Genomic DNA, 22,719 nt, shown 5'->3' on the forward strand with positions numbered 1-22,719 from the left:
AAAAAGGCCGCAAGGTCGCCCCCTGCGGCCTGGTTCGGGCGCATGTTGCCATCACGGCAGGCAGACGCCCACTAAGAGCATTACTTCCTGTTACGCAACCAGCTCAGAATCAAACTGGCAATAATACCAGCGATGATCGGAGCCGCTAAATCGTGCCAGAAGGCCACGCCTAACTGTGCGAGCGTCATATAGCCGCCTGTGTTGCAATGGCAACTGTTCACGGCTATCCTTGAGTTGTTCAGGTTCAAGTCAGCCCCCGTTTTGTTGCCAGGTTTATACCGAACAACGTGCGGGGGTTTTCTCTTTCCAGCAACCGATGCCGCCGGGGATCAAGCCCCCGCAACATTGCGCCTCACCGGGAATTCCCGGCTTGTTTTTGATTCTACGGCAACACGTCCCCCCCATCACCCCAGCGTAATCCAGTCTGCGTAAAGCCTCGCAATTAAGGCTTAATAAACCCGCTAACCGCTGGAAAGTTATTTGCCAACTGGCAACTTTCCTGACGGCATCTCAAATGATTAAATTACTAACACATTGATATCTATACACTCATGTTCTGGCACAGCGATTGCTATTTGACTGTGAGCTGTTCTGTTCCGAATCAAAGGAGATATCATGTCTGACTGTCGTGCTTACGGATTTAATACCCAGATCGTTCACGCGGGGCAACAACCCGACCCTTCCACTGGCGCGCTCAGTACGCCTATTTTCCAGACGTCAACCTTCGTTTTTGACAGTGCCGAACAGGGCGCCGCCCGCTTTGCGCTTGAAGAACCCGGCTACATCTATACGCGTCTGGGAAACCCCACCACCGACGCGCTGGAGAAAAAGCTGGCGGTACTGGAAAGAGGCGACGCCGCGCTGGCCACTGCGTCCGGTATTTCAGCCATCACCACCTCGTTGTTGACCCTGTGCCAGCAGGGCGACCATATCGTTTCCGCCAGTGCTATTTACGGCTGTACTCACGCTTTTCTGTCACACAGCCTGCCGAAGTTCGGCATTAACGTCAGCTTCGTCGACGCCGCCAAGCCGGAAGAAATCCGCGCGGCCATGCGCCCGGAAACCAAAGTGGTGTATATCGAAACACCAGCAAACCCAACGCTCTCGCTGGTTGATATTGAAACGGTCGCCGGTATCGCCCATCAGCAAGGCGCATTGCTGGTCGTGGATAACACCTTTATGTCGCCCTACTGCCAGCAACCTCTGCTGTTAGGTGCCGACATCGTGGTGCACAGCGTGACCAAGTACATCAACGGCCACGGGGACGTGATTGGCGGTGTGATTGTTGGCAAGCAGGAATTTATCGACCAGGCACGATTCGTCGGGCTGAAAGATATCACCGGCGGCTGCATGAGTCCGTTCAACGCCTGGCTGACGCTGCGCGGCGTGAAAACGCTGGGCATCCGAATGGAGCGCCATTGTGAAAACGCGTTAAAAATTGCCCGCTTCCTGGAAGGGCATCCAGCCATTACCCGCGTGTATTACCCTGGCTTGCCTTCACATCCGCAGTATGAGCTGGGTAAACGTCAGATGAGCCTGCCGGGAGGAATTATCAGCTTCGAAATCGCCGGCGGCCTCGAGGCTGGCAGACGGATGATCAATTCTGTAGAATTGTGCCTCCTCGCGGTCAGTCTCGGTGACACCGAAACCCTCATTCAGCACCCAGCGTCTATGACACATTCGCCCGTTGCGCCAGAGGAACGGCTTAAAGCAGGTATTACCGACGGACTTATCCGTCTTTCTGTTGGTCTTGAAGATCCAGAAGATATTATTAACGACCTTGAACACGCCATCAGAAAGGCAACATTCTGACTATTACGGCCTGAACCGATGCAGATCGGTTCAGGCCGTTGAGAATCAAGGCACAACAGCCTGGCTATACACGTAATTCCTTTTCGGGGGAGAGCGTGTATTTTCGGCAGGGGGTTCTATGCAGGACAACACATTACAATTAAGCAACACTACAGCAACCGCCGCATCCTTCTCAACAAAGCTACCTTTTACAAAATACGATTTTGGTTGGGTATTACTCTGCATCGGCATGGCAATTGGCGCCGGAACGGTGCTGATGCCGGTACAAATTGGTTTAACCGGTATTTGGGTATTTATTGTCGCTTTTATTATTGCTTATCCCGCCACCTATATTGTACAGGATATTTATTTAAAAACGCTCTCTGAAAGTGAAACCTGCAATGACTACACCGATATTATTAGTCATTATCTAGGTAAGAACTGGGGCGTATTTCTTGGTGTCATCTATTTTCTGATGATTATCCACGGCATCTTTATTTATTCATTATCGGTTGTTTTTGACAGTGCGTCCTATATCAAAACCTTCGGACTCACCGATGCCGATCTTTCGCAGTCAATTATCTACAAAGTCGCGATTTTTGCGGTGCTGGTTGCCATTGCTTCCGGCGGAGAAAAGCTGCTGTTCAAAATCTCCGGCCCGATGGTGGTGGTAAAAGTTGGCATCATCATTGTGTTTGGCTTTGCGATGGTTCCCCACTGGAACTTCAGCAATATCAGTGCATTCCCTGAGGCGGGCGTCTTCTTCCGCGATGTTCTGCTGACCATCCCATTCTGTTTCTTCTCGGCGGTGTTTATTCAGGTGCTGAACCCCATGAATATCGCCTACCGCAAACGGGTGTCAGACCGGGTGTTGGCTACGCGCATGGTCATTCGTACCCACCGCATCAGTTATATTACGTTGATTGCAGTCATTTTGTTCTTCTCATTTTCCTTTACCTTCTCTATTAGCCATGAAGAAGCGGTCTCAGCCTTCGAACAAAATATTTCCGCACTGGCGCTGGCGGCTCAGGTTATCCCAGGACAAATTATTCACATCACCTCCACGGTGTTGAATATTTTTGCCGTACTGACAGCATTCTTCGGTATTTATCTGGGATTCCACGAGGCCATGAAGGGTATTATTCTGAACGTACTAGGTCGTGTTATCGACGTTGAGAAAATTAATCCATTGGTTCTGACGCTGGGGATTTGCGCCTTTATCGTCACCACGCTGGTGATTTGGGTGTCGTTCCGCGTATCGGTACTGGTGTTCTTCCAGTTGGGTAGCCCGCTTTACGGTATCGTCTCGTGCATTATTCCGTTCTTCCTGATTTATAAAGTCACACAGCTGGAAAAACTGCGCGGGGTAAAAACCTGGCTTATCCTGCTGTACGGAATGTTGCTGTGCCTGTCACCGCTGTTGAAGCTGATTGAATAACAAATTAAATAACCCGATGACAGCGCCGTCAGCCCTGACGGCGCTTACTCCACGCTCTCCAGCTGATAGCTGCGGATTTTATTCAGCACCGTGGTATGCGATACGCCCAGCGCTTTGGCAATATGCCGCGATGAAACATTCTCTTCTACCATCTGCTCAATCAGCTGACGCTCAGCGCATTGAACCTGCTGTTTAAAAGGCTGTCCGCCGCGGGCCTGATTAACTGAGGTTATATTCGCGATACCCAAATCCTCTCGGGTAATCACATCAGATTCGGCCATCAACATCAGACGAATAATGGTGTTTTCCAGTTCGCGCACGTTTCCCGGCCAACCATGATGATGCATAGCATCAAAGCAGCCTTTATCCAGAATTAACCGACGCTGAAATTCTTTCGCATATTTCTGCACAAAGTGGCGGATCAGCAGGCTGAGATCCTGCGGGCGTTCCCGCAACGGAGGAATAGTCAGAGAGAGGATGTTAATTCGATAATAGAGGTCGGCGCGCAGCAGGCGTTGTTCGACCATCTCTTCCAGATTGGCGTTGGTTGCCACAATAATACGCACGTTAACCGGAATAATCTGCGCCCCGCCCACGCGGCGGATCCCGCCATCTTGCAGTACACGCAGTAATTTGGCCTGTAAATTCAGTGGCATCTCACCAAATTCATCCAGAAAAAGGGTGCCTTTATCGGCCATTTCAAACAGCCCTTTTTTGCCTTTAGCGTCCGCACCGCTGAAAGCACCTTTTTCGTAGCCGAAGAATTCACTCTCCATCAGCGACTCGGGTAATGCGGAACAGTTAACCGGAATAAACGGATAAAAACTGCGCTGACCCGAATTATGAATCGCCCGGGCCAGCAGCTCTTTACCGGTGCCGGTTTCACCGCGGATCAGGACGGTATATTTGCTGTCCGCAATTCTGATCGCTTTTTCGATCAGTGCCTGCATGCTCTGGCTGCTGCAAATAATATCTGAAAAATAGCGCGGGCGTTCCACTTCGGGCATCGACAGTTCGCTTATCTCTTCGCAAAGGTAAGCAACGTTAATAATATCGGCACGCTGACTTAAGCTGGATTGCACGCAAGAAATATCCTGCAACTGACGGCACCAGGATTTAATCAGGATCCGGCCTGCCGTCACTTTCATTGAGATGATATTGATATCACAGCAGGAAAACTCCTTCAGGACATCCTCAACCATAGACAGGCGATCAATTGTTTTAATATCCCAGCGTATCGTGACCACATTTGCTCCAGGTAGTTAGCAACTGAGAAGTAGATATTTCGGTGACGCTCAAGAATCTGACTACATTCTAGACGCTGTGGAATAATGTTCTGCCAATGGACTCACATTGTGGAAGTAAAAACGAAATATAAAAAAACCGGAGCACAAGGCTCCGGTTATTGGGTCATAACCCACGCTTATTGCTGCGGATTCTCATCCTGGTCTACGGCAAAGCACGCCACCAGCTGACCGCCGTAATCTTTAAGCTGCGGCTGTAGCTGGGTACAAGGACCAAAACGACGGCGGCAGCGGGCGTTGAACGCGCAGCCCGGCGGTGGATTCAGCGGGCTTGGCAGCTCGCCGGTCAGCTTGATGCGCTCACGACGGTCGTCCGGGTTCAGACGCGGCGTCGCAGAGAGCAGCGCCTGGGTGTACGGATGGCGCGGATTGTTGAAGATCTGATCTTTGGTCCCTTTCTCCACGCAGCGACCTAAATACATCACCATCACTTCATCGGCAATATGTTCCACTACCGACAGGTCGTGGGAGATAAAGACATAGGACAGCCCCAGATCCTGCTGCAGATCCATCATCAGGTTCAGCACCTGTGCACGCACGGAAACGTCCAGGGCGGAGACCGGTTCGTCGGCAATCACCACGTCCGGGTCGAGCATCAGACCGCGGGCGATGGCAATACGCTGACGCTGACCACCGGAGAACATGTGCGGATAGCGGTCGTAGTGCTCAGTTTTCAGGCCCACTTTCGCCATCATCGCCAGCGCTTTTTCACGACGCTGCTCTTTGCTGAGCGAGGAATTGATCTGCAGCGGCTCCTCCAGAATCTGTCCCACTTTCTTACGCGGGTTCAGCGAGCCGTAAGGGTTCTGGAACACAATCTGGATTTTCTGCCGACGCAGCCTCTGTGCCTGCGGGTCATGCTTGAGCAGATCCTGCCCCTGGTAATACAGCTCACCGCCGGTCGGAACTTCAATCATCGTCAGCAGGCGACCCAGCGTTGATTTTCCGCAGCCCGACTCGCCAACCACCGCCAGCGTTTTGCCACGCTCTAAGGTAAATGACACGCCGTCCAGCGCTTTAACCAGGCGCTCCGGGGCGAACATCCCCTTCTTCACCGGATAGTGTTTTTTCAGGTCAATTGCCTGCAACAATGGCTGTTGCGAGGTGGCCTCGTGCGTACTCATAGTGTGGGCCTCCCGGCATCATCGAGTGGGTAGTGGCATTTCGACTGGCGACCTTCGCCCAGTATGTTCAGCTCCGGCTCTACGCTACGGCATTTGTCCGTGGCATACGGACAGCGCGGGTTCAACAGACAACCGTTCGGGCGGTCGTATTTACCCGGCACCACGCCCGGCAACGAGGCCAGACGCGCTTTATCCTGCGCAAACTCCGGCAACGCACGCAGCAATGCCTGGGTATACGGATGGCGGGGCGCGCGGAAAATATCGTGTGCAGCCCCGGTTTCCACCACCTGACCGGCATACATAACGATGATTTTGTGTGCCGCTTCTGCCACCAGCGCCAGGTCATGAGTAATCAATACCAGCGCCATATTTTCTTTCTGCTGAAGCTCCAGCAGCAGTTCGATGATCTGCGCCTGAATAGTCACGTCCAGCGCGGTTGTCGGTTCATCGGCAATCAGCAGTTTCGGACGACAGGCAATCGCCATGGCGATCATCACGCGCTGACTCATGCCTCCAGACAACTGGTGCGGATACACATCAAGACGTGAAGCCGGGTCAGGAATGCCCACCAGCGTCAGCAGGTCAATCGCCCGCTGAATACGGGTTTTCTTGTTGCCACCCTGATGCACCTTAATGGCTTCCATAATCTGGTAGCCGACGGTGTAGCACGGGTTGAGGCTGGTCATTGGGTCCTGGAAAATCATCGCCACTTCAGCACCCACCAGCTGGCGACGCTCTTTTTCAGAGATGCGTTTCAGGTCGCGGCCGTTAAACTCAAGGCTTTCCGCCATCACGCGGCCGGGGTAGTCAATCAGCCCCATAATCGCCAGTGAACTGACGGACTTACCGGAGCCGGATTCCCCGACAATCCCCACCACTTCGCCCTGGTTCACACTGTAGCTGATGCGGTCTACGGCACGGAATTCGGCGCCAACGTCGCCGAAATGTACAGATAATTTGTCTACATTTAATAACGCCATCTCGAACCTCTTACTGCTTCAGTTTGGGATCGAGCGCGTCACGCAGACCGTCACCCATCAGGTTAAATGCCAGCACCGTCAGCAGGATCGCCAGACCCGGGAAGGTCACGACCCACCAGGCACTTTGCGCGAACTGCAACACGTCGGAGAGCATAGTGCCCCATTCCGGTGTTGGCGGCTGCGCGCCCATGCCCAGGAAGCCAAGCGCGGCCATATCGAGAATGGCGTTAGAGAAGCCGAGCGACGCCTGAACAATCAGCGGCGCAAGACAGTTAGGAAGAATATTGACGAACATCTGGCGCATCGCACCGGCACCCGCCACGCGAGAGGCGGTGACGTAGTCGCGGTTCACTTCCACCAGCACGGCGGCACGTGTCAGACGCACATAGTGCGGCAGCGCCACGAACGTCAGTGCCAGCGCCGCATTACCTATCGATGGGCCAAATACCGCCACCAGCACCAAGGCCAGCAGCAGGCTCGGCAGTGCCAGCATGATATCGACCACGCGCATGATGACGTTATCAACGATGCCGCCGAAATAACCGGCCACCAGCCCGAGAATCACGCCCATCAGCAGCGAGAGCACCACCACCAGACAGCCGACCAGCAGCGACAGGCGTGCACCGTACATCAAGCGCGACAGCACATCGCGCCCGACGTCGTCAGTACCAAACAGATGCGCCCACGAGCCGCCTTCCTGCCACGCAGGAGGTGCCAGCAGCGTATCGCGAAACTGTTCCGCCGGGTTATAGGGCGCAATCCAGTTGGCGAAAATGGCAATAAACAGCACGATGACCACATAAACGAGGCCAACGACCGCACCTTTGTTGCGTTTAAAATAGTGCCAGAACTCCTGCAACGGGGTCATCGGCACCGGTGCAGCAATAACTTTATTTTCAGTAACCTGTGACATGATGGCCCCTTACTTCTTATGCCGAATACGCGGGTTCACCACGCCGTACAGCAGGTCTACCAGCAGGTTGACGAGAATAATCATCGTCGCTACCAGTAATACACCGCCCTGCACTACCGGATAATCACGGCGTTGCAGCGCATCAATCAGCCAGCGCCCCAGACCCGGCCACGAGAAAATGGTTTCGGTCAGAATAGCCCCTGCCAGCAGCGTACCGACCTGCAGACCGATAACTGTCACCACGGGCAGCATGGCGTTGCGCAGAGCATGAATGACGATCACGCGCATCCGCGTCAGCCCCTTGGCGCGCGCGGTACGAATGTAATCTTCGCCCAGCACTTCCAGCATTGACGAACGGGTCATACGCACGATAACGGCCAGAGGAATGGTGCCCAGCACCATCGCGGGCAGGATCATATGCGCCACGGCATCAATGAAGTTACCCTCTTCACCCCAGATGGCGGTGTCGATCAGCATAAACCCGGTCAGCGGATTGGAGTCATCAAGGAACACCATGTCGCTCACCCGCCCGGAAACCGGCGTCAGGTTCCACTGTACTGAAACCAGCATGATCAGCATCATGCCCCACCAAAAGATAGGCATGGAGTAACCGGTCAGCGCCAGACCCACAGCGGTGTGATCGAAAATGGAACCACGCTTAACCGCGGCGAGTACACCAACGGGAATGCCTACCGCGGTGGCAAACATCATGGCGCAGACGCCAAGTTCCAGCGTCGCTTTAAAGCGCGGCACGAACTCTTCCCACACCGGCAAGCGGCTTTTTAACGAAATGCCTAAGTCACCATGCATAACCCCCCAAATGTAATGGAGGTACTGCTGCCACATCGGTTTATCCAGACCGAGTTCAGCCAGCAGTTGAGCATGACGCTCAGGGGAGATCCCACGTTCACCCGCCATGATCATTACCGGATCGCCGGGGATCATATGGACGAAAGCAAAGGTGAGAAGAGTGATACCGATAAACGTAGGGATGACGAGTCCCAAACGTCGGAGAATGAACTGCAACATAACCCGGATTCTCTCTAATGACGCACGGCCTGGAACCGTGAATCTGTATTGCTCACAAATCTTATCCCACGCAAACTGCATCGTGGGTAAAGCATTACGCCGGATGGCGCTGCGCTTATCCGGCCTACACAATACCGGGGCGCAGCGCTTCCTTAATTGCTTTTAATTATTCGACAGAGACGTTTTCGAAGTGGTGTTTGCCTAATGGATCAACCACATAGCCTTTGACTTCTTTACGCACTGGCTCATACACGGTGGAGTGAGCAATGATCAGCGCAGGCGCCTGGTCATGCATCACTACCTGAGCTTGTTTGTAGAGTTCAATACGCTTGTTGTGGTCGTCGGTCGCGCGGGCCGGTTGAATCAGGTCTTCAAACGGTTTGTAGCACCAGCGGGAGTAGTTGGAGCCATCTTTCGCCGCCGCACAGCTGAACAGAGTGGCGAAGAAGTTATCCGGATCCCCATTGTCTCCGGTCCAGCCCATCATAACGGCCTGGTGCTCGCCTGCTTTAGCACGCTTGAGGTACTCGCCCCACTCGTAGGTGACGATTTTGGCCTGGACGCCAATCTTCGCCCAGTCTGCCTGAATCATCTCAGCCATACGGCGTGCGTTCGGGTTGTACGGACGCTGTACCGGCATCGCCCACAGTTCAACGGTGAAGCCTTTGTCCTGGCCCGCTTCCTTCAGCAGCGCTTTGGCTTTTTCCGGATCGTAGCTGTAGTCTTTAACGTCGTCGTTATAGCCCCACATGGTTGGCGGGATCAGGTTCTTGGCTGCAACGCCTGCGCCCTGATATACCGCTTTGATGATCGCTTCTTTGTTCACCGCGTAGGTCAGCGCCTGACGCACTTTCACGTCATCAAACGGTTTCTTCTCGGTGTTGAAAGAGAGGTAACCGACGTTCAGGCCCGCCTGCTCCAGCAGGTTGAGGTTTTTATCCTGCTTCATACGTGCGATGTCAGCCGGGTTCGGGTACGGCATCACCTGGCACTCGTTCTTCTGCAGCTTGGCATAACGCACGGACGCGTCAGGGGTGATGGAGAAGACCAGACGGTCGATCTGCGGCTTGGTGCCCCAGTAACCTTCGAACGCTTTATACAAAATGCGCGAGTCTTTCTGGTACTGCTGCAGCTGGAACGGACCGGTACCGATTGGGTTCAGATCCACTTTCTCCGGCGTACCGGCTTTCAGCATATTGTCGGCATATTCTTTGGAAAGAATAGACGCGAAGTCCATCGCCAGATCCGCAAGGAACGGTGCTTCCGGGCGGGTCAGTACGAACTGAACGGTATTATCGTCGACTTTCTTCACTTCACTGATCAGGTCTTGCAGGCCCATGCCTTCAAAGTATTCATAGCTACCGCCAGAAACTTTATGATACGGGTTCTGAGCATTTTTCTGACGATCGAAGGAGAAGACGATATCGTCGGCGTTCATGTCACGCGTTGGTTTAAAGTCTTTATTATCCTGCCACTTCACGCCCTGGCGCAGATGGAAGGTATAGGTTTTACCGTCTTCGCTGATTTCCCACTTCTCAGCCAGACCCGGGATCACTTCAGTCGTACCGGTTTTGAACTCAACCAGGCGGTTATAGATCGGTACTGAGCTGGCATCATAGGTTGTGCCAGAAGTGAAAAGCTGTGGGTTAAAGCCTTCAGGAGATCCTTCTGAACAATAAACCAGAGTTTTAGCCTGTACGCTTGCTGCGACGGTCATAGCCACCAGGCTCAGACCAAGCTTCAGCATCCCTGACTTCTTCAAGGAAATACTCATTCTTCTGCTCCAAATGTGATGTTTGTTGTTTTACCCTTTGCAGTGGGTTTGCACCGCCTGGCCTTTTTTGTTTTTTACCCGGCCGGATCGGCGTTAAGAGGATGGGGATTCCGTTCACATAAGCGACTGAGTTGCAGTGCGGATTCTCCATGAAATGCCCCTCATGCCCTACAATCTGTCAACAGAATGTGAAAACGTCAATACAGGTAACCGTGATTTACGCCAACGGTGAGAATTCGCAAACAAAGATTAAAAAAAGTGCAGAGGGGCATTTTCAGCAGGGAAATTTGTGCTACGCGGTCTACCCCAGAATAAATATCTTCATATTTAGCAACATTTAGTGATTAACATTTATGCAAAATGTGAAAAATTTCTTAAGCAATGCTGCATATCTGAGCGATTAATACCATGAACGTTAAAGCGCACAGCGGAAAATGCTAGGTTCAGCCATAAGTAACGCAAAAAAAGATTCAAGCAAATATAAAAAAAGACAATGGAATATGTCACAGAATCGTTAACAGACAGTGGGAAGTGGTACACAAATTTTGCAGGTGAAATGAAGGTCAAAATGGGGACGGGAAAACGCAAAATACATCCTGTCAGCTCCTCGTCTGTAGGCCGGATAAGGCGTCTGCGCCGTCATCCAGCGATGCCGACTCCCGCGCACTTTAATTGCCTGATGGCGCTGCGCTTATCAGGCCTACAAATCCTCTCGGCTTCAAATTTAAAACCCTGCTCGTTGAGCAGGGTTTTAAATTTGGTCGGTGATAGAGGATGACTCGCCACTGCGTGGCTCGCCCTGCGGGCCGTTGCTGACGCAACGTTCTCTCGCTACCGCTCGAGTCGAACCTCTTGCCCCCGGAGGTTCTCATCCTCTCGACTTCAAATGCAAAAAACCCTGCTCGTAGAGCAGGGTTTTGAATTTGGTCGGTGATAGAGGATTCGAACCTCCGACCCCTTCGTCCCGAACGAAGTGCGCTACCAGGCTGCGCCAATCACCGAATGCGGGGCGCATCTTACTGCTCAGGTGCGCGCCCGTCAATCCCTTCGTATCAAAATGCCATTCGATCGGCGAGAAAGTCAGCAGGCCGGTTACTGCGCCGCGACTTTCTGCCCGCCCGAAACGTTGCACCAGTTATTGTTCTCATTTATACCGCCGTTCGGCGAGGTATAACCGAGGCAACCCAAAATGGTGTCATACAGTTCCACATGGCGGCGCGGGACCTTCATATCCGCCTCTTGCTTCAGGTGAGCAAACGCCTTCGCATGATCGGGGTCTTCCAGATACTTATCCGACATCCACACCATCATCGGCACGCGGAACTGCTCTGGCGGCGCCATTTTACGCGGCGTACCGTGCAGGTGCTCACGTTCGTTAATAGACTCACCGTGATCGGCGGCATAGAACACTATCGCTTTCTTATCGCGCAGTTGATCAAACACTTTGGTAATAAAGTGATCGACATAGGTCACCGAGTTGTCGAAAGAGTTAATCATCTGTTCTTTCGAACAGCCGCTATCGACATCCACACACTCAGGCTTCCACTGTGCATACTCGCGGGTGTAGCGCTGCGTGTAGTTAAAGTGTGAACCTTTGGTATGCAGAATAATCAGGCGCTTACCGCTGTCATTCTGTTTTAAGGATTGCTGCATTTCAGTAATCAGCAGCATATCGTCAACCGTTTTGCCACGGTTACGCGGCTCTGCGCCAATTTGTTCACGATAGGCGATGTTTTCCGCCATGGTATTACTGTAGAACCACATCTCGCTTTGCATCGCGTAAAGGTCTGTTTTAAACCCTAACTGACCGAGCACGGAAAAGACGTTTTGTTCTTTCAGCGTCCGCTGTGGGTTTTCTTCCGCACCACCTTGACGTACAAACATGCAGCGCAGCGACAGCTTGGTCGCGGTATCACATGAATACCCACGGAATGCCGCCAGGTTTTTCTCCTGAGCCAGTCTTGGTGTGGTATTTCGCTCGTAGCCAAAAATCCCCATATGATCCCAGCGAGTGGTTTCACCAATAATAAACACCACGTAGGTGTCATCGAGATTCTTGGGGGCAACATAGGTGAATGTTTTCGCCGGGTTCATCAGCGATTGGTTGTCTGAGGACTCATCAACCTGCGCCCAGGCATACAGCCCTAACGCGGAGAGCCAGTTTGACGGCAGATAGGAGTTTGCCACGACACCGCCGTAGCTGGGTAAATCGATGCCGGTTTCACGCTCGACGGATCTCTGCTGCATGCTGAGCAGACGAATCGGCACCCATACCATGATCCCCGCCAGCAAAACGACCGCCACATTGCGAAATCTCATACCTGGCGTGCGCAGCTGTTTTATCAGGGTGTAGCGACAGCGGTTATTCCAGATTAAGAGCAACGGCAAAATACTGACCGAAACCAGCCACGCAATAAAATGCCAGCCCACAACTTCCTTCGATAAATCAATATCGGTGGTCATAACCGAGGCAATAATACCGTAACCGATCACCACGTTCAGGAAGGTCATATAATAGCTGGCACCTGCAGAGCACAGCACCACAAAGGTCGCCAGTACACGCCAGGCGCGTCGGCCAAATAAAGAGAGAAGACGAAGTAAAAAGAAGGTTGCCAGCACCGCGCCAGCTAATTCAACAACCGCAGAGATTCCTTTCCAGACGGTGAACTCGTACGCATATCCGCTAAAACGACGGTAAAATACAGCGGAGTTCATAAACAGACCGATATAGATTGCCAGCAAGAGACAGAGCTTCTGCTGCGTCATCGACTTAATATATCTCATCAATAAAACCTGGAAAACGGGATAAAAAGCCCTGCTTACAGTCGGTTAGACTGCGCAGATGAAAGATGCGACAACGACAGAGTTTGAAATGTCTACGGGCGCGAGTAAGTAGACCACAGGTAAACGCAAAAGTGCTTATAGAGAATGAAAATGGCGCATATATTTTTGTAAATATATGCGCCAGGTATTAATGACACCGCTAATAGAATCAGGCGTGCGCCTCGGTAAATACGCTACGCTGAGGCTGACGAATGGTGGTAGACAGCGCCAGCGAGATGATGAGCAGCGCAAAGATGACACAGAAGGTCACATAAAATCCGCCAAACAGGGAAGCAATAATGGACCCACAGATGCTGCCAATCCCGAAGCCAAGATAGATAACCCCATAATTTTTAGCCAGATTATTCAGGCCGAAGAACTCACTGACCAGGGACGGAAACACGGTAATCGTGCCACCAAAGTTAAAAGCAACACAGGCAATCGCCGCGAAGAAGGTCGCTTCGTTCAGCGGTGCGAATAACAGCGCCGCCATACCGACCAGCGAAACAACCTGACCAATGGTGATAACGCGAATACGGGAAATCTTGTCGGACAGGATGCCCAGCACCAGACGGCCTGACAGGTTAGCGATGGAAATCACCGTCACCGCATTGGCCGCTGTCGCCACATCCATATGCGCCAGAGTTTGTGCAATATCTTTTGCCACACCAATGACATACAGCCCACTCATACACGCGGTCAGGAACATCACTGCCAGCATCCAGTACTGTGGTTTGCGCATCGATTGCGCCAGAGTGTAGTCGTTCTCGACCACGCCGTTCACCGTTTTAACTTCCTGATTTGGCGCATCTTTCATCAGCGTAGAGCCAAAGACAATCATCACCAACACAATCGCGCCCCAGATAACAAAGGTTTTCTCCAGCCCGACGGTTTCCAGCAGATGAGTGTCGATAAATTTGAAGCCAAGGCTGCCGAGACCATAGGAGCCGATAGCAAAGGCAGAAATCAGCCCTTTACGCTCAGGGAACCATTTCACGCAGTTAGAAAGCGTTAACAGGTAGCCCGCGCCATCCGCCAGGCCCACCAGCACGCCCGCACTCAGCCACAGCATAATCAGGCTGTCTGAGTGTGCAGTTAAGAAGAAGCCCACGCCCAACAGGATACCGGATGCCATGGTGACGCGTTTCACGCCAAAGCGTTCCTGAAGTTTCCCGGCGACAGAAGAAGAAATCGCCAGACCCAGGCTTAACAGGCCAAAGGAGAAAGCCACCTGGCTGACCGGCGCATCCAGCTTTGAAGAAAGCGCACCATTGAACAGGCTCCAGGTGTAAACCGAACCTAAGGCAAATTGGGTAATGATGGTGCCGATCAGAGTCAGCCACCGGGTACGCTGATAATCAGAAGTTTTCATGGCAGTATTCCTGCATAAGCAAAATGGGAAATTCTCTGCCAACAACCATACCGAAGTGCATTTATGACGAGGGGAAAACGGCATGAAGTGCCATCAGAACGGAATGAAATGCCTGGATTGCGGAATGAATGACGAGACAATTATTCAGCTAACCGATTTTTTCACACAAGTGAGTGTCCGCTATCACTGAGACGCGTGTAATTATTGATTCTAATATGTAACAGAGTTGTTTTATTTACGCATGTTCGCGTTAAAATTTTGCGCTTACTCCCATGGTGTACATATAGTCACTGTTATTGGTGCTATTTTCCGCCTGAGAGAGCGCAGCATAGGCCGCCATATGAGGATTGAGCAGCATATCGGCACCCACGGTAACATCCAGCCAGTTGCCGTCCTGACTCGCCGCAGACATCCGGCTGAGGCCCGATTGCGCCTTCCAGATATTCTCGCCAAACTGCTGGTTATAGCTGATTTGCGCCCACGGACGCACATCGCCAAACTGCGAATTAACCCGCCAGCCTAAGGTGCTGACGCTGGCATGCCATAACGGATCGGTCTGCGTGACGGACGTCGCACTGTCGCCAAACTCGTTATAGGTGGACGTTGCCGAACCGTCATAATGCAGGGCTGCGATCGGGCCGGTCGTCACTTGCCTGGACACGGGGAAATTCCAGCCCATACTCATACCGCTGGTCGTATCCAGCGTCGTTTGGTCCGCCAGGTTCACCACCGGACCCGCCACGCTCTTCGTGGAACGAATGCGTTCTTCAAGTATGTCGTTATAGCGTGGTTGGTGATCGCTGTCCCATGTATAACGTTCAGCCGTATGACCTGACATAGCATCAACGATATATTCTTGTTGCCAGCCATAGGCCGTATGGGTAGACAGCGCACAGACCACGACGCTCATCAGAAGGCTGAACCTCTGGCGACCACTACTGTTTCTTATAATCATCAACGCGACTCCAGAAAAGAGCCGAATTCGGCGATATTATTGTCATTGTGTGAAGGATATCGGGCACATCAGGCCCTGTATTAAATATTGTCTTTTTAGCGGGCGCGTCAAGGCGAGCCGAATGAAATTTTTACGCCAGTAAAAACAGCGAGGAAGAATATGCAGCGTTGCGGCTGGGTCAGTCAGGATCCACTATACATTGCCTATCACGACAAGGAGTGGGGTGTCCCCGAAACCGACGGTCAAAAGCTGTTCGAGATGATCTGTCTGGAGGGGCAGCAGGCGGGGTTATCGTGGATAACCGTCCTGAAGAAACGGGAAAACTATCGTCATGCTTTCCACCATTTCGATCCCGTCGCCGTTGCCGCGATGACCGAAGATGATGTCGAAAGGCTGGTGCTGGATGCCGGCATTATTCGTCATCGAGGGAAAATTCAGGCCATTATCGGCAACGCACGCGCCTACCTGGCGATGGCGCAAAACGGCGAACCGTTTAGCGAGTTTGTCTGGTCGTTCGTTGATCATCAACCGCAGCTGACGCGCGCCGCCAGCCTGAGCGACATCCCCACCTCAACCCCTGCGTCTGACGCGCTCTCAAAAGCGTTAAAAAAGCGCGGCTTTAAGTTTGTCGGCACCACCATCTGTTACTCCTTTATGCAGGCATGCGGGCTGGTCAACGACCATGTCACCGGCTGTATTTGCTACCCGGAGGGTCAACATGATTCGCCAATCAACGCCTGACGATCTGGCGCCAATTCTGGCGCTATGGATGGAAAGCACAATCTATGCTCATCCATTTATTGAAGAACGCTACTGGCGCGAGAGTGAGCCCATTGTCCGCGACGTCTACCTGCCCGCCGCACAAACCTGGGTGTGGGAAGAAAGCGGCGTGCTCAAAGGTTTTGCCAGCGTGATGGAAGCGCGCTTTTTGGGCGCACTGTTTGTTGAACCTACCGCCATCAGAAGCGGGATCGGCAAAGCGCTGGTGCAGCATGTCCAGCAGCGCTTTTCGTTACTCAGCCTTGAGGTTTATCAGAAGAACCAGTCGGCGGTGAATTTCTACCATGCGCTGGGTTTTCGTATTGAAGACAGCGCATGGCAGGAAGAGACGCATCACCCCACGTGGATTATGAACTGGCAGGCGGATCAAACGCCGTAAGCGCCAGTGCGGGCCCGGTGTACTTTTCCAGCCACGCCAGCGCGGTGTTGCCCGCGCAGCCATTCCCCAGCTTCGAGCTGGGGAGATCGCAGGTCAGCACATTCACCGCGCCATTCTTACAAATACCCCCTGCGGACAGGTCCAAATCTGGCCAGGCGCCCTCGTGGATACAAATCACGCCCGCTTTGATGCCTGTCGTCACCACCGCCCCGGCCAGAATTTGCCCGCGATGATTCCACACCCTGACCGTGTCGCCATCGGCAATCCCCCGCGCCCTCGCATCCTGCGGGTGAATGGTCACCGGTTCACGATCCGCCACCGCGTACTGCTCGCGTAACGTGCTGTAATTCAACTGGCTGTGCAAACGGTGCGCCGGATGGGCCGACAGCACCTGTAATTGCTCGGGCTCAGCATTACCGAACCATTCATCCGGCGCCAGCCACATCGGGTGCCCTGCACAATCCGCGTAGCCGTAACTTGCAATCTTCTGCGAGTAGATTTCGATTTTGCCGCTGTCGGTTTTCAGCGGATGCGCCTGCGGGTCACGGCGAAAATCAGCAAAGCGAATAAACTGCGCGTTGGCGGCACTTTCAGACATTTCGATAAGCCTGTTGGCCTGCCAGAACTCGGCAAAGGGCGGCAACGTCACCTGCTGGCTGGCCCCGCGCTGCCCGGCAATCTTGTAAAAGGTCTCCAGCCATTCCAGCTCATTTTTGCCTTCCGTAAACCGTTCATACCCGCCCAGCTCCCAGCGCTCGCTGAGTTCAGCAAAGACATCAAAATCATTGCGCGCCTCATCGCGTGCCGGCACAACCTGCTTCATCGGCACCAGATGCTGATTACTGTAATCACCGGTCATGGTGAGGTCGTTGCGCTCAAAAGAGGTGGTGGCGGGCAAAATGATATCGGCATGCTTCGCCGCCGCAGTCCAGAAACACTCGGAGATCACCACCAGCTCTGGCTTTTGCCAGGCGCGAATCAGACGATTGGTATCCTGATGATGGGTGAAGTTTGCCCCACCCGCCCACCAGAGAAAGCGGATGTCCGGGAAATGGCGGTCCATACCGTTGTGTTGGTAGAACCCTCCGGGGTTTTCCAGAGCCTCAACGATGCGCGCAACCGGGATTTTATCCACCGCATCGGTGCCACCTTTTACGCTCCCCTGCATGGAGGCGAGCACCGCCGCGCGACGCGTCGGATTGCCGCCGTTAGCAAAATGATAAGAGAGACCAAAACCACCGCCAGGCGTGCCAATTTGCCCAAGCATGGCGGCCAACGTGACGATCATCCAGTGCTTTTGTTCACCATACTGCTGACGTTGCATACCCCACCCGGCCATCAGCATGGTGGTATTTTGGTGAAATATTTCTGCCAGTTCACGTATTTTCGCCGCAGGTACACCACAAATCTCCGCAGCCCACTCTGCCGTTTTGGCGACATCATCGGATTTCCCCACAAGATAGTCGGCAAATCGTTCATAACCGGTGGTACAGCGGGCAAGAAACGCCTCGTCCTGCCAGCCGTTTTCCACCAGCGTATGGGCAATGCCGAGCATCAGGGCGACATCGGTACCCATATGCGGGGCGACCCACTCCATTTTGTCACCAAAGAAATCCACGCTCTCCGATCGCATCGGATCAATGCAGATCAGGCGTTTACCGCTGTTGCGTAACGCCTCAAAGTACGCGAGCCCCTGCTCATCAGAGGCGTTCCAGGCAATCTTCAGGGAGTTGAGCGGATTCGCGCTCCAAAGCACCACCACGTCGCTGTGCTCCAGTACGACGGGCCAACTGGTCTGCTGCTGATAGACTTCGTTCCCGCCCACGACGTACGGCATGATGGCCTGCGCCGCCCCCGTTGAGTAATCCCCCAAATGGCCGGTATAACCACCCGCCAGCGCCATATACCGCTGCAGCAGGGTCGCGGCCTTGTGTAACACTCCGTTCGAACGCCAACCGTACGAACCGGCAAAAATGGAGGACGGACCGTAACTGTCGCGAATGCGCTTATGCTGGGTATGGATCAGATTCAGCGCCTCATCCCAACTGACACGGACAAACTCATCCTGCCCGCGCACACCCTGTGGGGCCTCCGGCGAGGCCAGAAAGCCTTTACGCACCATCGGAAAACGCACCCGCGTTTTGCTGTGTACCTGATCGCGCACCACGGTCTGCAACGAATTGGGCTGTGAAGTGGGCAATGCGCCACGCGAGGAGAAAACCGTGTCGCCATCGGTTTCAACAAGAATGGGTCCCCAGTGGGCGGCGGTTAATACCGAGTAATGTGCGGGTGAATTAGCCAAGATGGCGCTCCTGAATGCGATGTGACGGCTTATTTATTATGCCGTTCAATGTTACTTACAAATTTCAGAGTCTTCCCTGGAATTTTCTTCATGTTCACACGTCATAATCAACCGCCACAGTCGCTGTGGTAAAGAATAAAAAAGTCATTAAGGAATTAAGATGAAGAAACGTGTATTTGTGATTGCTGCCATCGTGAGCGGCGCCCTGGCGGTTTCTGGCTGCACAACAAACCCTTACACCGGTGAACGCGAAGCGGGTAAATCCGGCATGGGGGCGGGCATTGGTTCGCTGGTGGGTGCGGGCATTGGCGCGCTCTCCTCGTCGAAGAAAGATCGCGGCAAAGGCGCGTTGATTGGCGCAGCCGCAGGGGCCGCCGTGGGTGGTGGTATCGGTTACTACATGGACGTGCAGGAAGCAAAACTGCGCGAAAAAATGCAGGGAACCGGCGTGAGCGTGACGCGCAGTGGCGATAACATCATTCTGAATATGCCCAACAACGTCACCTTCGACAGCAGCAGCGCCAACCTGAAACCTGCCGGGGCCAACACCCTGACCGGCGTGGCTATGGTACTGAAAGAGTACAATAAAACCGCGGTCAACGTATTGGGCTTCACCGACAGCACCGGCAGCCAGGATCTGAACATGCGTCTGTCACAGCAGCGTGCGGACTCCGTTGCCAGCGCCCTGATCACTCAGGGTGTGGAAGCTAACCGTATCCGCACCCGTGGAATGGGCCCGGCGAATCCAATAGCCAGCAACAGCACCGCGGAAGGTAAAGCACAAAACCGCCGCGTAGAGATCACGTTGAGTCCAATTCAGTAACGTTTTGTGCCGGAGACAGGCTGCGCCTTATCCGGCATGAAGCACTTGCCATCGTTGATTTTCACGATAAGGTGTTCACACTAAATTCAGGGAAATCAGCGATGAGTAAATCAACACGAGCCACCATCAGCGACGTAGCGAAAGCCGCAAAAACGGGTAAGACCAGCATTTCACGCTACCTCAACGGTGAGAAGCATCTGCTTTCCGACGCGCTGTTGGCCCGCATTGAACACGCCATTGCCGAACTCGACTATCGCCCCAGCCTGATGGCACGAGGCCTGAAGCATGGCCGTACCCGTCTGATAGGCCTGATTATCGCCGACATTACCAACCCCTACTCCGTTAACGTGTTAAGCGGTATCGAAGCTGCCTGTCGCGAAAAAGGCTTTACCCCGCTGGTCTGTAATACCAATAACGAAGTGGACCAGGAGCTGCATTATCTCGATCTGCTGCGCAGCTATCAGGTTGAGGGGATTGTGGTGAATGCCGTCGGCATGCGCGAAGAAGGGCTGAACCGCCTGCAACAGTCTGCACTACCGATGGTGTTGATTGACCGTAAAATTCCGGATTTCGCCTGTGATATGGTCGGTCTGGATAACACCCAGGCGGCGACAGTTGCCACTGAGCACCTGATTGAACAAGGCTTCGAAGCTATTCTGTTCCTCAGCGAGCCGTTGGGGATGGTTAACACCCGACGCGAACGTCTGAGCGCATTTCGCGCCACTCTGGCGCGATATCCCGGCATTATCGCCGAAAATGCCGAGGTTTCGCTGGCGGAAAATACGCAACTGGATGACACACTGCGTCAGTTTCATCAGCAGCATCGCGGAATGCGTAAGGCCGTTATCTCTGCCAACGGCGCGCTCACGCTGCAGGTGGCCCGCTCGCTGAAGCGTATTGGCCTCAACTGGGGCAGCGACATCGGCCTGCTCGGTTTTGACGAACTGGAATGGGCCGAACTGGCTGGCGTCGGCATCACCACCCTGAAACAGCCTACCTGGCAGATTGGCTATACCGCCGTTGAGCAGGTTGTACGCCGGATCGATGGTAAATCGGATGCTGTTCAGGAACAGGTTTTCTCCGGTGAGCTGATCGTTCGCGGGTCTACCGCCCGTTAAATTCCCTTCGTGATGGTGATCATAAATTCAGCATCATAGTCTTTTCTTTGGAACCGGTTCCATCTAGCGTTATAGCAAGAATGCGAAAGTTGGAGTTTCCATGAAAAGAAAAATTATGGTGGTCACCGCCGCTTACGGCTACGACCAGGTGCATGCAGTTGGCGGGCAAACTGCCATGCTGCCTATTATTGCTGAAGCTGGCGCTGACGGCGTTGAAATCCGCCGCGAAATGCTGAGCGATGCCGAGCTTAAAACGCTGCCAACCCTGGCATCCGCGATTGAAATCTTCGGCCTGCTGGCCTGCTACTCCGCGCCAGAACCGCTATTTCTACAAGATGGTCATCTCAATCCCCACCTGCCGGCACTCCTTCAGGAAGCCCAAACGTTGCAGGCGTTATGGTTAAAAGTCTCTCTGGGTCATTTTTCCCATACTCAGCAATTCGACACACTGCGTGAGTGGCTCAACGACAGCGGTATGGAACTGGTGGTCGAGAACGATCAAACGTCCTGCGGACGACTGCAGCCTATGCTGCACTTCAGGGATGCCTGCCAGAAGCAGGATCTGCCGGTATCCCTGACCTTTGATATGGGCAACTGGCTGTGGGTCGGCGACTCCCCCGAAGACGCCGCGCAGGCGCTCGCCTCAACCGTGGGGTATATCCATGTGAAGGCTGCCACTCCGCATCTCGACAGCTTCCGTGCCGTTGCGCCCGATCGGGCAGACCCGCGCTGGCTGGCACTGTTAAACACGCTGCCCACGGACGTCCCGCGCGGCATTGAATTCCCCCTGGAAGGGCACGACTTAGCGGCGGTGACCCGTCACTACGTCGAACTGCTACGCGAGGAGTAACACATGAAAAATTCACTGGATGTCGTCACCATTGGCGAAGCAATGACGATGTTTGTCGCCACGCAAACCGGCGAACTGGCGGATGTAGAGACATTTATCAAACGGGTCGCGGGCGCAGAGCTTAACGTGGCAACCGGCCTTGCCCGTCTGGGCCTGAAGGTCGGCTGGGTGAGTCGCGTAGGTCACGACAGTTTTGGCCGTTTTATTATTAAGTCGCTGGAAAAAGAAGGGATTGATGCGCAGGGAGTCACCCAGGATGGACGCTACGCAACCGGCTTTCAGCTGAAATCTAAAGTCGAAAATGGAACCGATCCCATCGTGGAATATTTTCGCAAAGGCTCAGCCGCCAGCCATCTTGGCATGGAGGATTATCACGAAGCGTACTTCTCCAGCGCACGCCACCTGCACCTGAGTGGCGTGGCGGCAGCGCTGTCCGCCAGTTCTTACGAACTGCTGGCCCATACCGCCCGCACCATGAAAGCCCAGGGTAAGACTATCTCGTTCGATCCCAATTTACGCCCGGTGCTGTGGAACAGCGAAGCGGAGATGGTGGAGAAACTCAACCGACTCGCATTCCAGGCCGACTGGGTTCTGCCGGGGTTAAAAGAGGGCATGATTTTGACGGGACAACAGACGCCTGAAGGCATCGCTGACTTTTATCTGCGCCATGGCGTGAAGGCAGTGATTGTTAAAACAGGTGCCGATGGCGCCTGGTATAAGGCAGACAACGGCGAGCAGGGCTGCGTCGCACCGGTGAAGGTCGACAACGTGGTCGATACCGTCGGCGCGGGCGATGGCTTTGCGGTCGGCGTCATCAGCGCACTGCTGGAAGGGCACTTACTGCATCAGGCGGTGACCCGAGGCAATAAAATTGGCGCCCTGGCCATACAGGTTCAGGGCGACAGCGAAGGATTACCCACACGTGAACAATTAGCGGAATAAACCCCCGGCCCACTCTGTACCC

20 protein-coding genes, 1 tRNA gene and 1 other RNA gene are annotated in these 22,719 nt (G+C 53.6%); 8 read left to right on the top strand and 14 right to left on the bottom strand.

The annotated features are described in order from the left end of the window. Positions 1–80: 80 nt before the first annotated feature. Positions 81–188 carry a type I toxin-antitoxin system toxin Ldr family protein gene (locus QNN86_RS09940; RefSeq protein WP_042311730.1) on the bottom strand — a complete coding sequence of 36 codons (108 nt, stop codon included), beginning with the start codon at positions 186–188 and terminating at the stop codon, positions 81–83. Between the two features lie 427 nt (positions 189–615). Here QNN86_RS09940 and megL point away from each other — a divergent pair, with 427 nt between their 5' ends. Together megL and QNN86_RS09950 are read left to right on the top strand one after the other, a co-directional pair. Then, positions 616–1,812, top strand: coding sequence for a methionine gamma-lyase (gene megL / locus QNN86_RS09945; RefSeq protein ID WP_096759168.1), 1,197 nt, complete (start codon positions 616–618; stop codon positions 1,810–1,812). Positions 1,813–1,930: 118 nt separating this feature from the next. Continuing rightward, positions 1,931–3,229 carry an amino acid permease gene (locus tag QNN86_RS09950; RefSeq protein WP_181618335.1) on the top strand — a complete coding sequence of 433 codons (1,299 nt, stop codon included), beginning with the start codon at positions 1,931–1,933 and terminating at the stop codon, positions 3,227–3,229. A gap of 44 nt (positions 3,230–3,273) precedes the next feature. On the opposite strand, the gene QNN86_RS09955 is transcribed toward QNN86_RS09950, so the two are convergent. The 12 genes from QNN86_RS09955 to QNN86_RS10010 form a co-directional block, all read right to left on the bottom strand. Next, positions 3,274–4,476: a sigma 54-interacting transcriptional regulator gene (locus QNN86_RS09955; protein ID WP_182270761.1), complete on the bottom strand. Its 1,203-nt coding sequence runs from the start codon at positions 4,474–4,476 to the stop codon at positions 3,274–3,276. Between the two features lie 176 nt (positions 4,477–4,652). Then, on the bottom strand, positions 4,653–5,657 hold the full coding sequence (gene dppF, locus QNN86_RS09960; RefSeq protein ID WP_279277539.1) for a dipeptide ABC transporter ATP-binding subunit DppF: 1,005 nt from the start codon (positions 5,655–5,657) through the stop codon (positions 4,653–4,655). Beyond that, positions 5,654–6,637, bottom strand: coding sequence for a dipeptide ABC transporter ATP-binding protein (gene dppD, locus QNN86_RS09965; RefSeq protein WP_096759164.1), 984 nt, complete (start codon positions 6,635–6,637; stop codon positions 5,654–5,656). The genes dppF and dppD overlap by 4 nt, the downstream gene beginning before the upstream one ends. 10 nt (positions 6,638–6,647) lie before the next feature. Further along, complete coding sequence (gene dppC, locus QNN86_RS09970) at positions 6,648–7,550, bottom strand: dipeptide ABC transporter permease DppC (protein WP_115257214.1); 903 nt, start codon at positions 7,548–7,550, stop codon at positions 6,648–6,650. A 9-nt stretch (positions 7,551–7,559) separates the two neighbouring features. Next, positions 7,560–8,579 carry a dipeptide ABC transporter permease DppB gene (gene dppB / locus QNN86_RS09975; protein ID WP_096759162.1) on the bottom strand — a complete coding sequence of 340 codons (1,020 nt, stop codon included), beginning with the start codon at positions 8,577–8,579 and terminating at the stop codon, positions 7,560–7,562. A 166-nt stretch (positions 8,580–8,745) separates the two neighbouring features. Continuing rightward, positions 8,746–10,353, bottom strand: coding sequence for a dipeptide ABC transporter periplasmic-binding protein DppA (gene dppA / locus QNN86_RS09980; RefSeq protein ID WP_182270760.1), 1,608 nt, complete (start codon positions 10,351–10,353; stop codon positions 8,746–8,748). Next, positions 10,268–10,504 carry a hypothetical protein gene (locus tag QNN86_RS09985; protein ID WP_414211095.1) on the bottom strand — a complete coding sequence of 79 codons (237 nt, stop codon included), beginning with the start codon at positions 10,502–10,504 and terminating at the stop codon, positions 10,268–10,270. Before QNN86_RS09985 ends, dppA begins: the two co-directional genes overlap by 86 nt. A gap of 607 nt (positions 10,505–11,111) precedes the next feature. Further along, positions 11,112–11,246, bottom strand: a non-coding RNA gene (locus QNN86_RS09990) — RtT sRNA. Between the two features lie 31 nt (positions 11,247–11,277). Continuing rightward, positions 11,278–11,354, bottom strand: a tRNA-Pro gene (locus tag QNN86_RS09995). Between the two features lie 91 nt (positions 11,355–11,445). Next, positions 11,446–13,137 (bottom strand): kdo(2)-lipid A phosphoethanolamine 7''-transferase, encoded by a 1,692-nt coding sequence (gene eptB, locus QNN86_RS10000; RefSeq protein WP_182270759.1) that lies wholly within the window; start codon positions 13,135–13,137, stop codon positions 11,446–11,448. A 208-nt stretch (positions 13,138–13,345) separates the two neighbouring features. Then, complete coding sequence (locus QNN86_RS10005; RefSeq protein ID WP_096759157.1) at positions 13,346–14,548, bottom strand: MFS transporter; 1,203 nt, start codon at positions 14,546–14,548, stop codon at positions 13,346–13,348. A 250-nt stretch (positions 14,549–14,798) separates the two neighbouring features. Then, on the bottom strand, positions 14,799–15,503 hold the full coding sequence (locus QNN86_RS10010) for an autotransporter domain-containing protein (RefSeq protein WP_182270758.1): 705 nt from the start codon (positions 15,501–15,503) through the stop codon (positions 14,799–14,801). A gap of 159 nt (positions 15,504–15,662) precedes the next feature. Between QNN86_RS10010 and tag the strand changes: the two genes are divergently transcribed. Both tag and QNN86_RS10020 read left to right on the top strand, forming a co-directional pair. Then, on the top strand, positions 15,663–16,244 hold the full coding sequence (gene tag / locus QNN86_RS10015) for a DNA-3-methyladenine glycosylase I (protein WP_096759155.1): 582 nt from the start codon (positions 15,663–15,665) through the stop codon (positions 16,242–16,244). Continuing rightward, a complete protein-coding gene (locus tag QNN86_RS10020; RefSeq protein ID WP_181618330.1) occupies positions 16,222–16,662 on the top strand; it encodes an N-acetyltransferase in 441 nt (146 codons plus the stop codon). Before tag ends, QNN86_RS10020 begins: the two co-directional genes overlap by 23 nt. Here the strand turns inward: QNN86_RS10020 and QNN86_RS10025 are convergent. After that, positions 16,631–18,964, bottom strand: a complete 2,334-nt coding sequence (locus QNN86_RS10025) for a molybdopterin guanine dinucleotide-containing S/N-oxide reductase (RefSeq protein WP_414211026.1) — start codon at positions 18,962–18,964, stop codon at positions 16,631–16,633. The two genes, QNN86_RS10020 and QNN86_RS10025, sit on opposite strands and share 32 nt — an antisense overlap. Positions 18,965–19,124: 160 nt before the next feature. On the opposite strand from QNN86_RS10025, the gene QNN86_RS10030 reads away from it, so the two are divergent. From QNN86_RS10030 to QNN86_RS10045, 4 genes are all read left to right on the top strand, one after another. Continuing rightward, positions 19,125–19,787: an OmpA family lipoprotein gene (locus QNN86_RS10030; RefSeq protein WP_045448680.1), complete on the top strand. Its 663-nt coding sequence runs from the start codon at positions 19,125–19,127 to the stop codon at positions 19,785–19,787. 101 nt (positions 19,788–19,888) lie between these two features. Then, on the top strand, positions 19,889–20,905 hold the full coding sequence (locus QNN86_RS10035; protein WP_182270756.1) for a substrate-binding domain-containing protein: 1,017 nt from the start codon (positions 19,889–19,891) through the stop codon (positions 20,903–20,905). A gap of 100 nt (positions 20,906–21,005) precedes the next feature. Then, positions 21,006–21,755, top strand: coding sequence for a sugar phosphate isomerase/epimerase family protein (locus QNN86_RS10040; RefSeq protein ID WP_414211027.1), 750 nt, complete (start codon positions 21,006–21,008; stop codon positions 21,753–21,755). 3 nt (positions 21,756–21,758) lie between these two features. Further along, positions 21,759–22,697, top strand: a complete 939-nt coding sequence (locus QNN86_RS10045; RefSeq protein WP_414211028.1) for a sugar kinase — start codon at positions 21,759–21,761, stop codon at positions 22,695–22,697. Positions 22,698–22,719 lie beyond the last annotated feature (22 nt).

The sequence above is a fragment of the Citrobacter sp. C348 genome (assembly GCF_047467975.1).
Taxonomy (GTDB): domain Bacteria; phylum Pseudomonadota; class Gammaproteobacteria; order Enterobacterales; family Enterobacteriaceae; genus Citrobacter; species Citrobacter gillenii.

Excerpts from the sequence above, each read along its gene's own strand:
- QNN86_RS09940 (WP_042311730.1), bottom strand. The coding sequence starts at position 188 with ATGACGCTCGCACAGTTAGGCGTGGCCTTCTGGCACGATTTAGCGGCT.
- megL (WP_096759168.1), top strand. The coding sequence starts at position 616 with ATGTCTGACTGTCGTGCTTACGGATTTAATACCCAGATCGTTCACGCG.
- QNN86_RS09950 (WP_181618335.1), top strand. The coding sequence starts at position 1,931 with ATGCAGGACAACACATTACAATTAAGCAACACTACAGCAACCGCCGCA.
- dppF (WP_279277539.1), bottom strand. The coding sequence starts at position 5,657 with ATGAGTACGCACGAGGCCACCTCGCAACAGCCATTGTTGCAGGCAATT.
- dppD (WP_096759164.1), bottom strand. The coding sequence starts at position 6,637 with ATGGCGTTATTAAATGTAGACAAATTATCTGTACATTTCGGCGACGTT.
- dppC (WP_115257214.1), bottom strand. The coding sequence starts at position 7,550 with ATGTCACAGGTTACTGAAAATAAAGTTATTGCTGCACCGGTGCCGATG.
- dppB (WP_096759162.1), bottom strand. The coding sequence starts at position 8,579 with ATGTTGCAGTTCATTCTCCGACGTTTGGGACTCGTCATCCCTACGTTT.
- dppA (WP_182270760.1), bottom strand. The coding sequence starts at position 10,353 with ATGAGTATTTCCTTGAAGAAGTCAGGGATGCTGAAGCTTGGTCTGAGC.
- QNN86_RS09985 (WP_414211095.1), bottom strand. The coding sequence starts at position 10,504 with ATGGAGAATCCGCACTGCAACTCAGTCGCTTATGTGAACGGAATCCCC.
- eptB (WP_182270759.1), bottom strand. The coding sequence starts at position 13,137 with ATGAGATATATTAAGTCGATGACGCAGCAGAAGCTCTGTCTCTTGCTG.
- QNN86_RS10005 (WP_096759157.1), bottom strand. The coding sequence starts at position 14,548 with ATGAAAACTTCTGATTATCAGCGTACCCGGTGGCTGACTCTGATCGGC.
- QNN86_RS10010 (WP_182270758.1), bottom strand. The coding sequence starts at position 15,503 with ATGATTATAAGAAACAGTAGTGGTCGCCAGAGGTTCAGCCTTCTGATG.
- tag (WP_096759155.1), top strand. The coding sequence starts at position 15,663 with ATGCAGCGTTGCGGCTGGGTCAGTCAGGATCCACTATACATTGCCTAT.
- QNN86_RS10020 (WP_181618330.1), top strand. The coding sequence starts at position 16,222 with ATGATTCGCCAATCAACGCCTGACGATCTGGCGCCAATTCTGGCGCTA.
- QNN86_RS10030 (WP_045448680.1), top strand. The coding sequence starts at position 19,125 with ATGAAGAAACGTGTATTTGTGATTGCTGCCATCGTGAGCGGCGCCCTG.
- QNN86_RS10035 (WP_182270756.1), top strand. The coding sequence starts at position 19,889 with ATGAGTAAATCAACACGAGCCACCATCAGCGACGTAGCGAAAGCCGCA.
- QNN86_RS10040 (WP_414211027.1), top strand. The coding sequence starts at position 21,006 with ATGAAAAGAAAAATTATGGTGGTCACCGCCGCTTACGGCTACGACCAG.
- QNN86_RS10045 (WP_414211028.1), top strand. The coding sequence starts at position 21,759 with ATGAAAAATTCACTGGATGTCGTCACCATTGGCGAAGCAATGACGATG.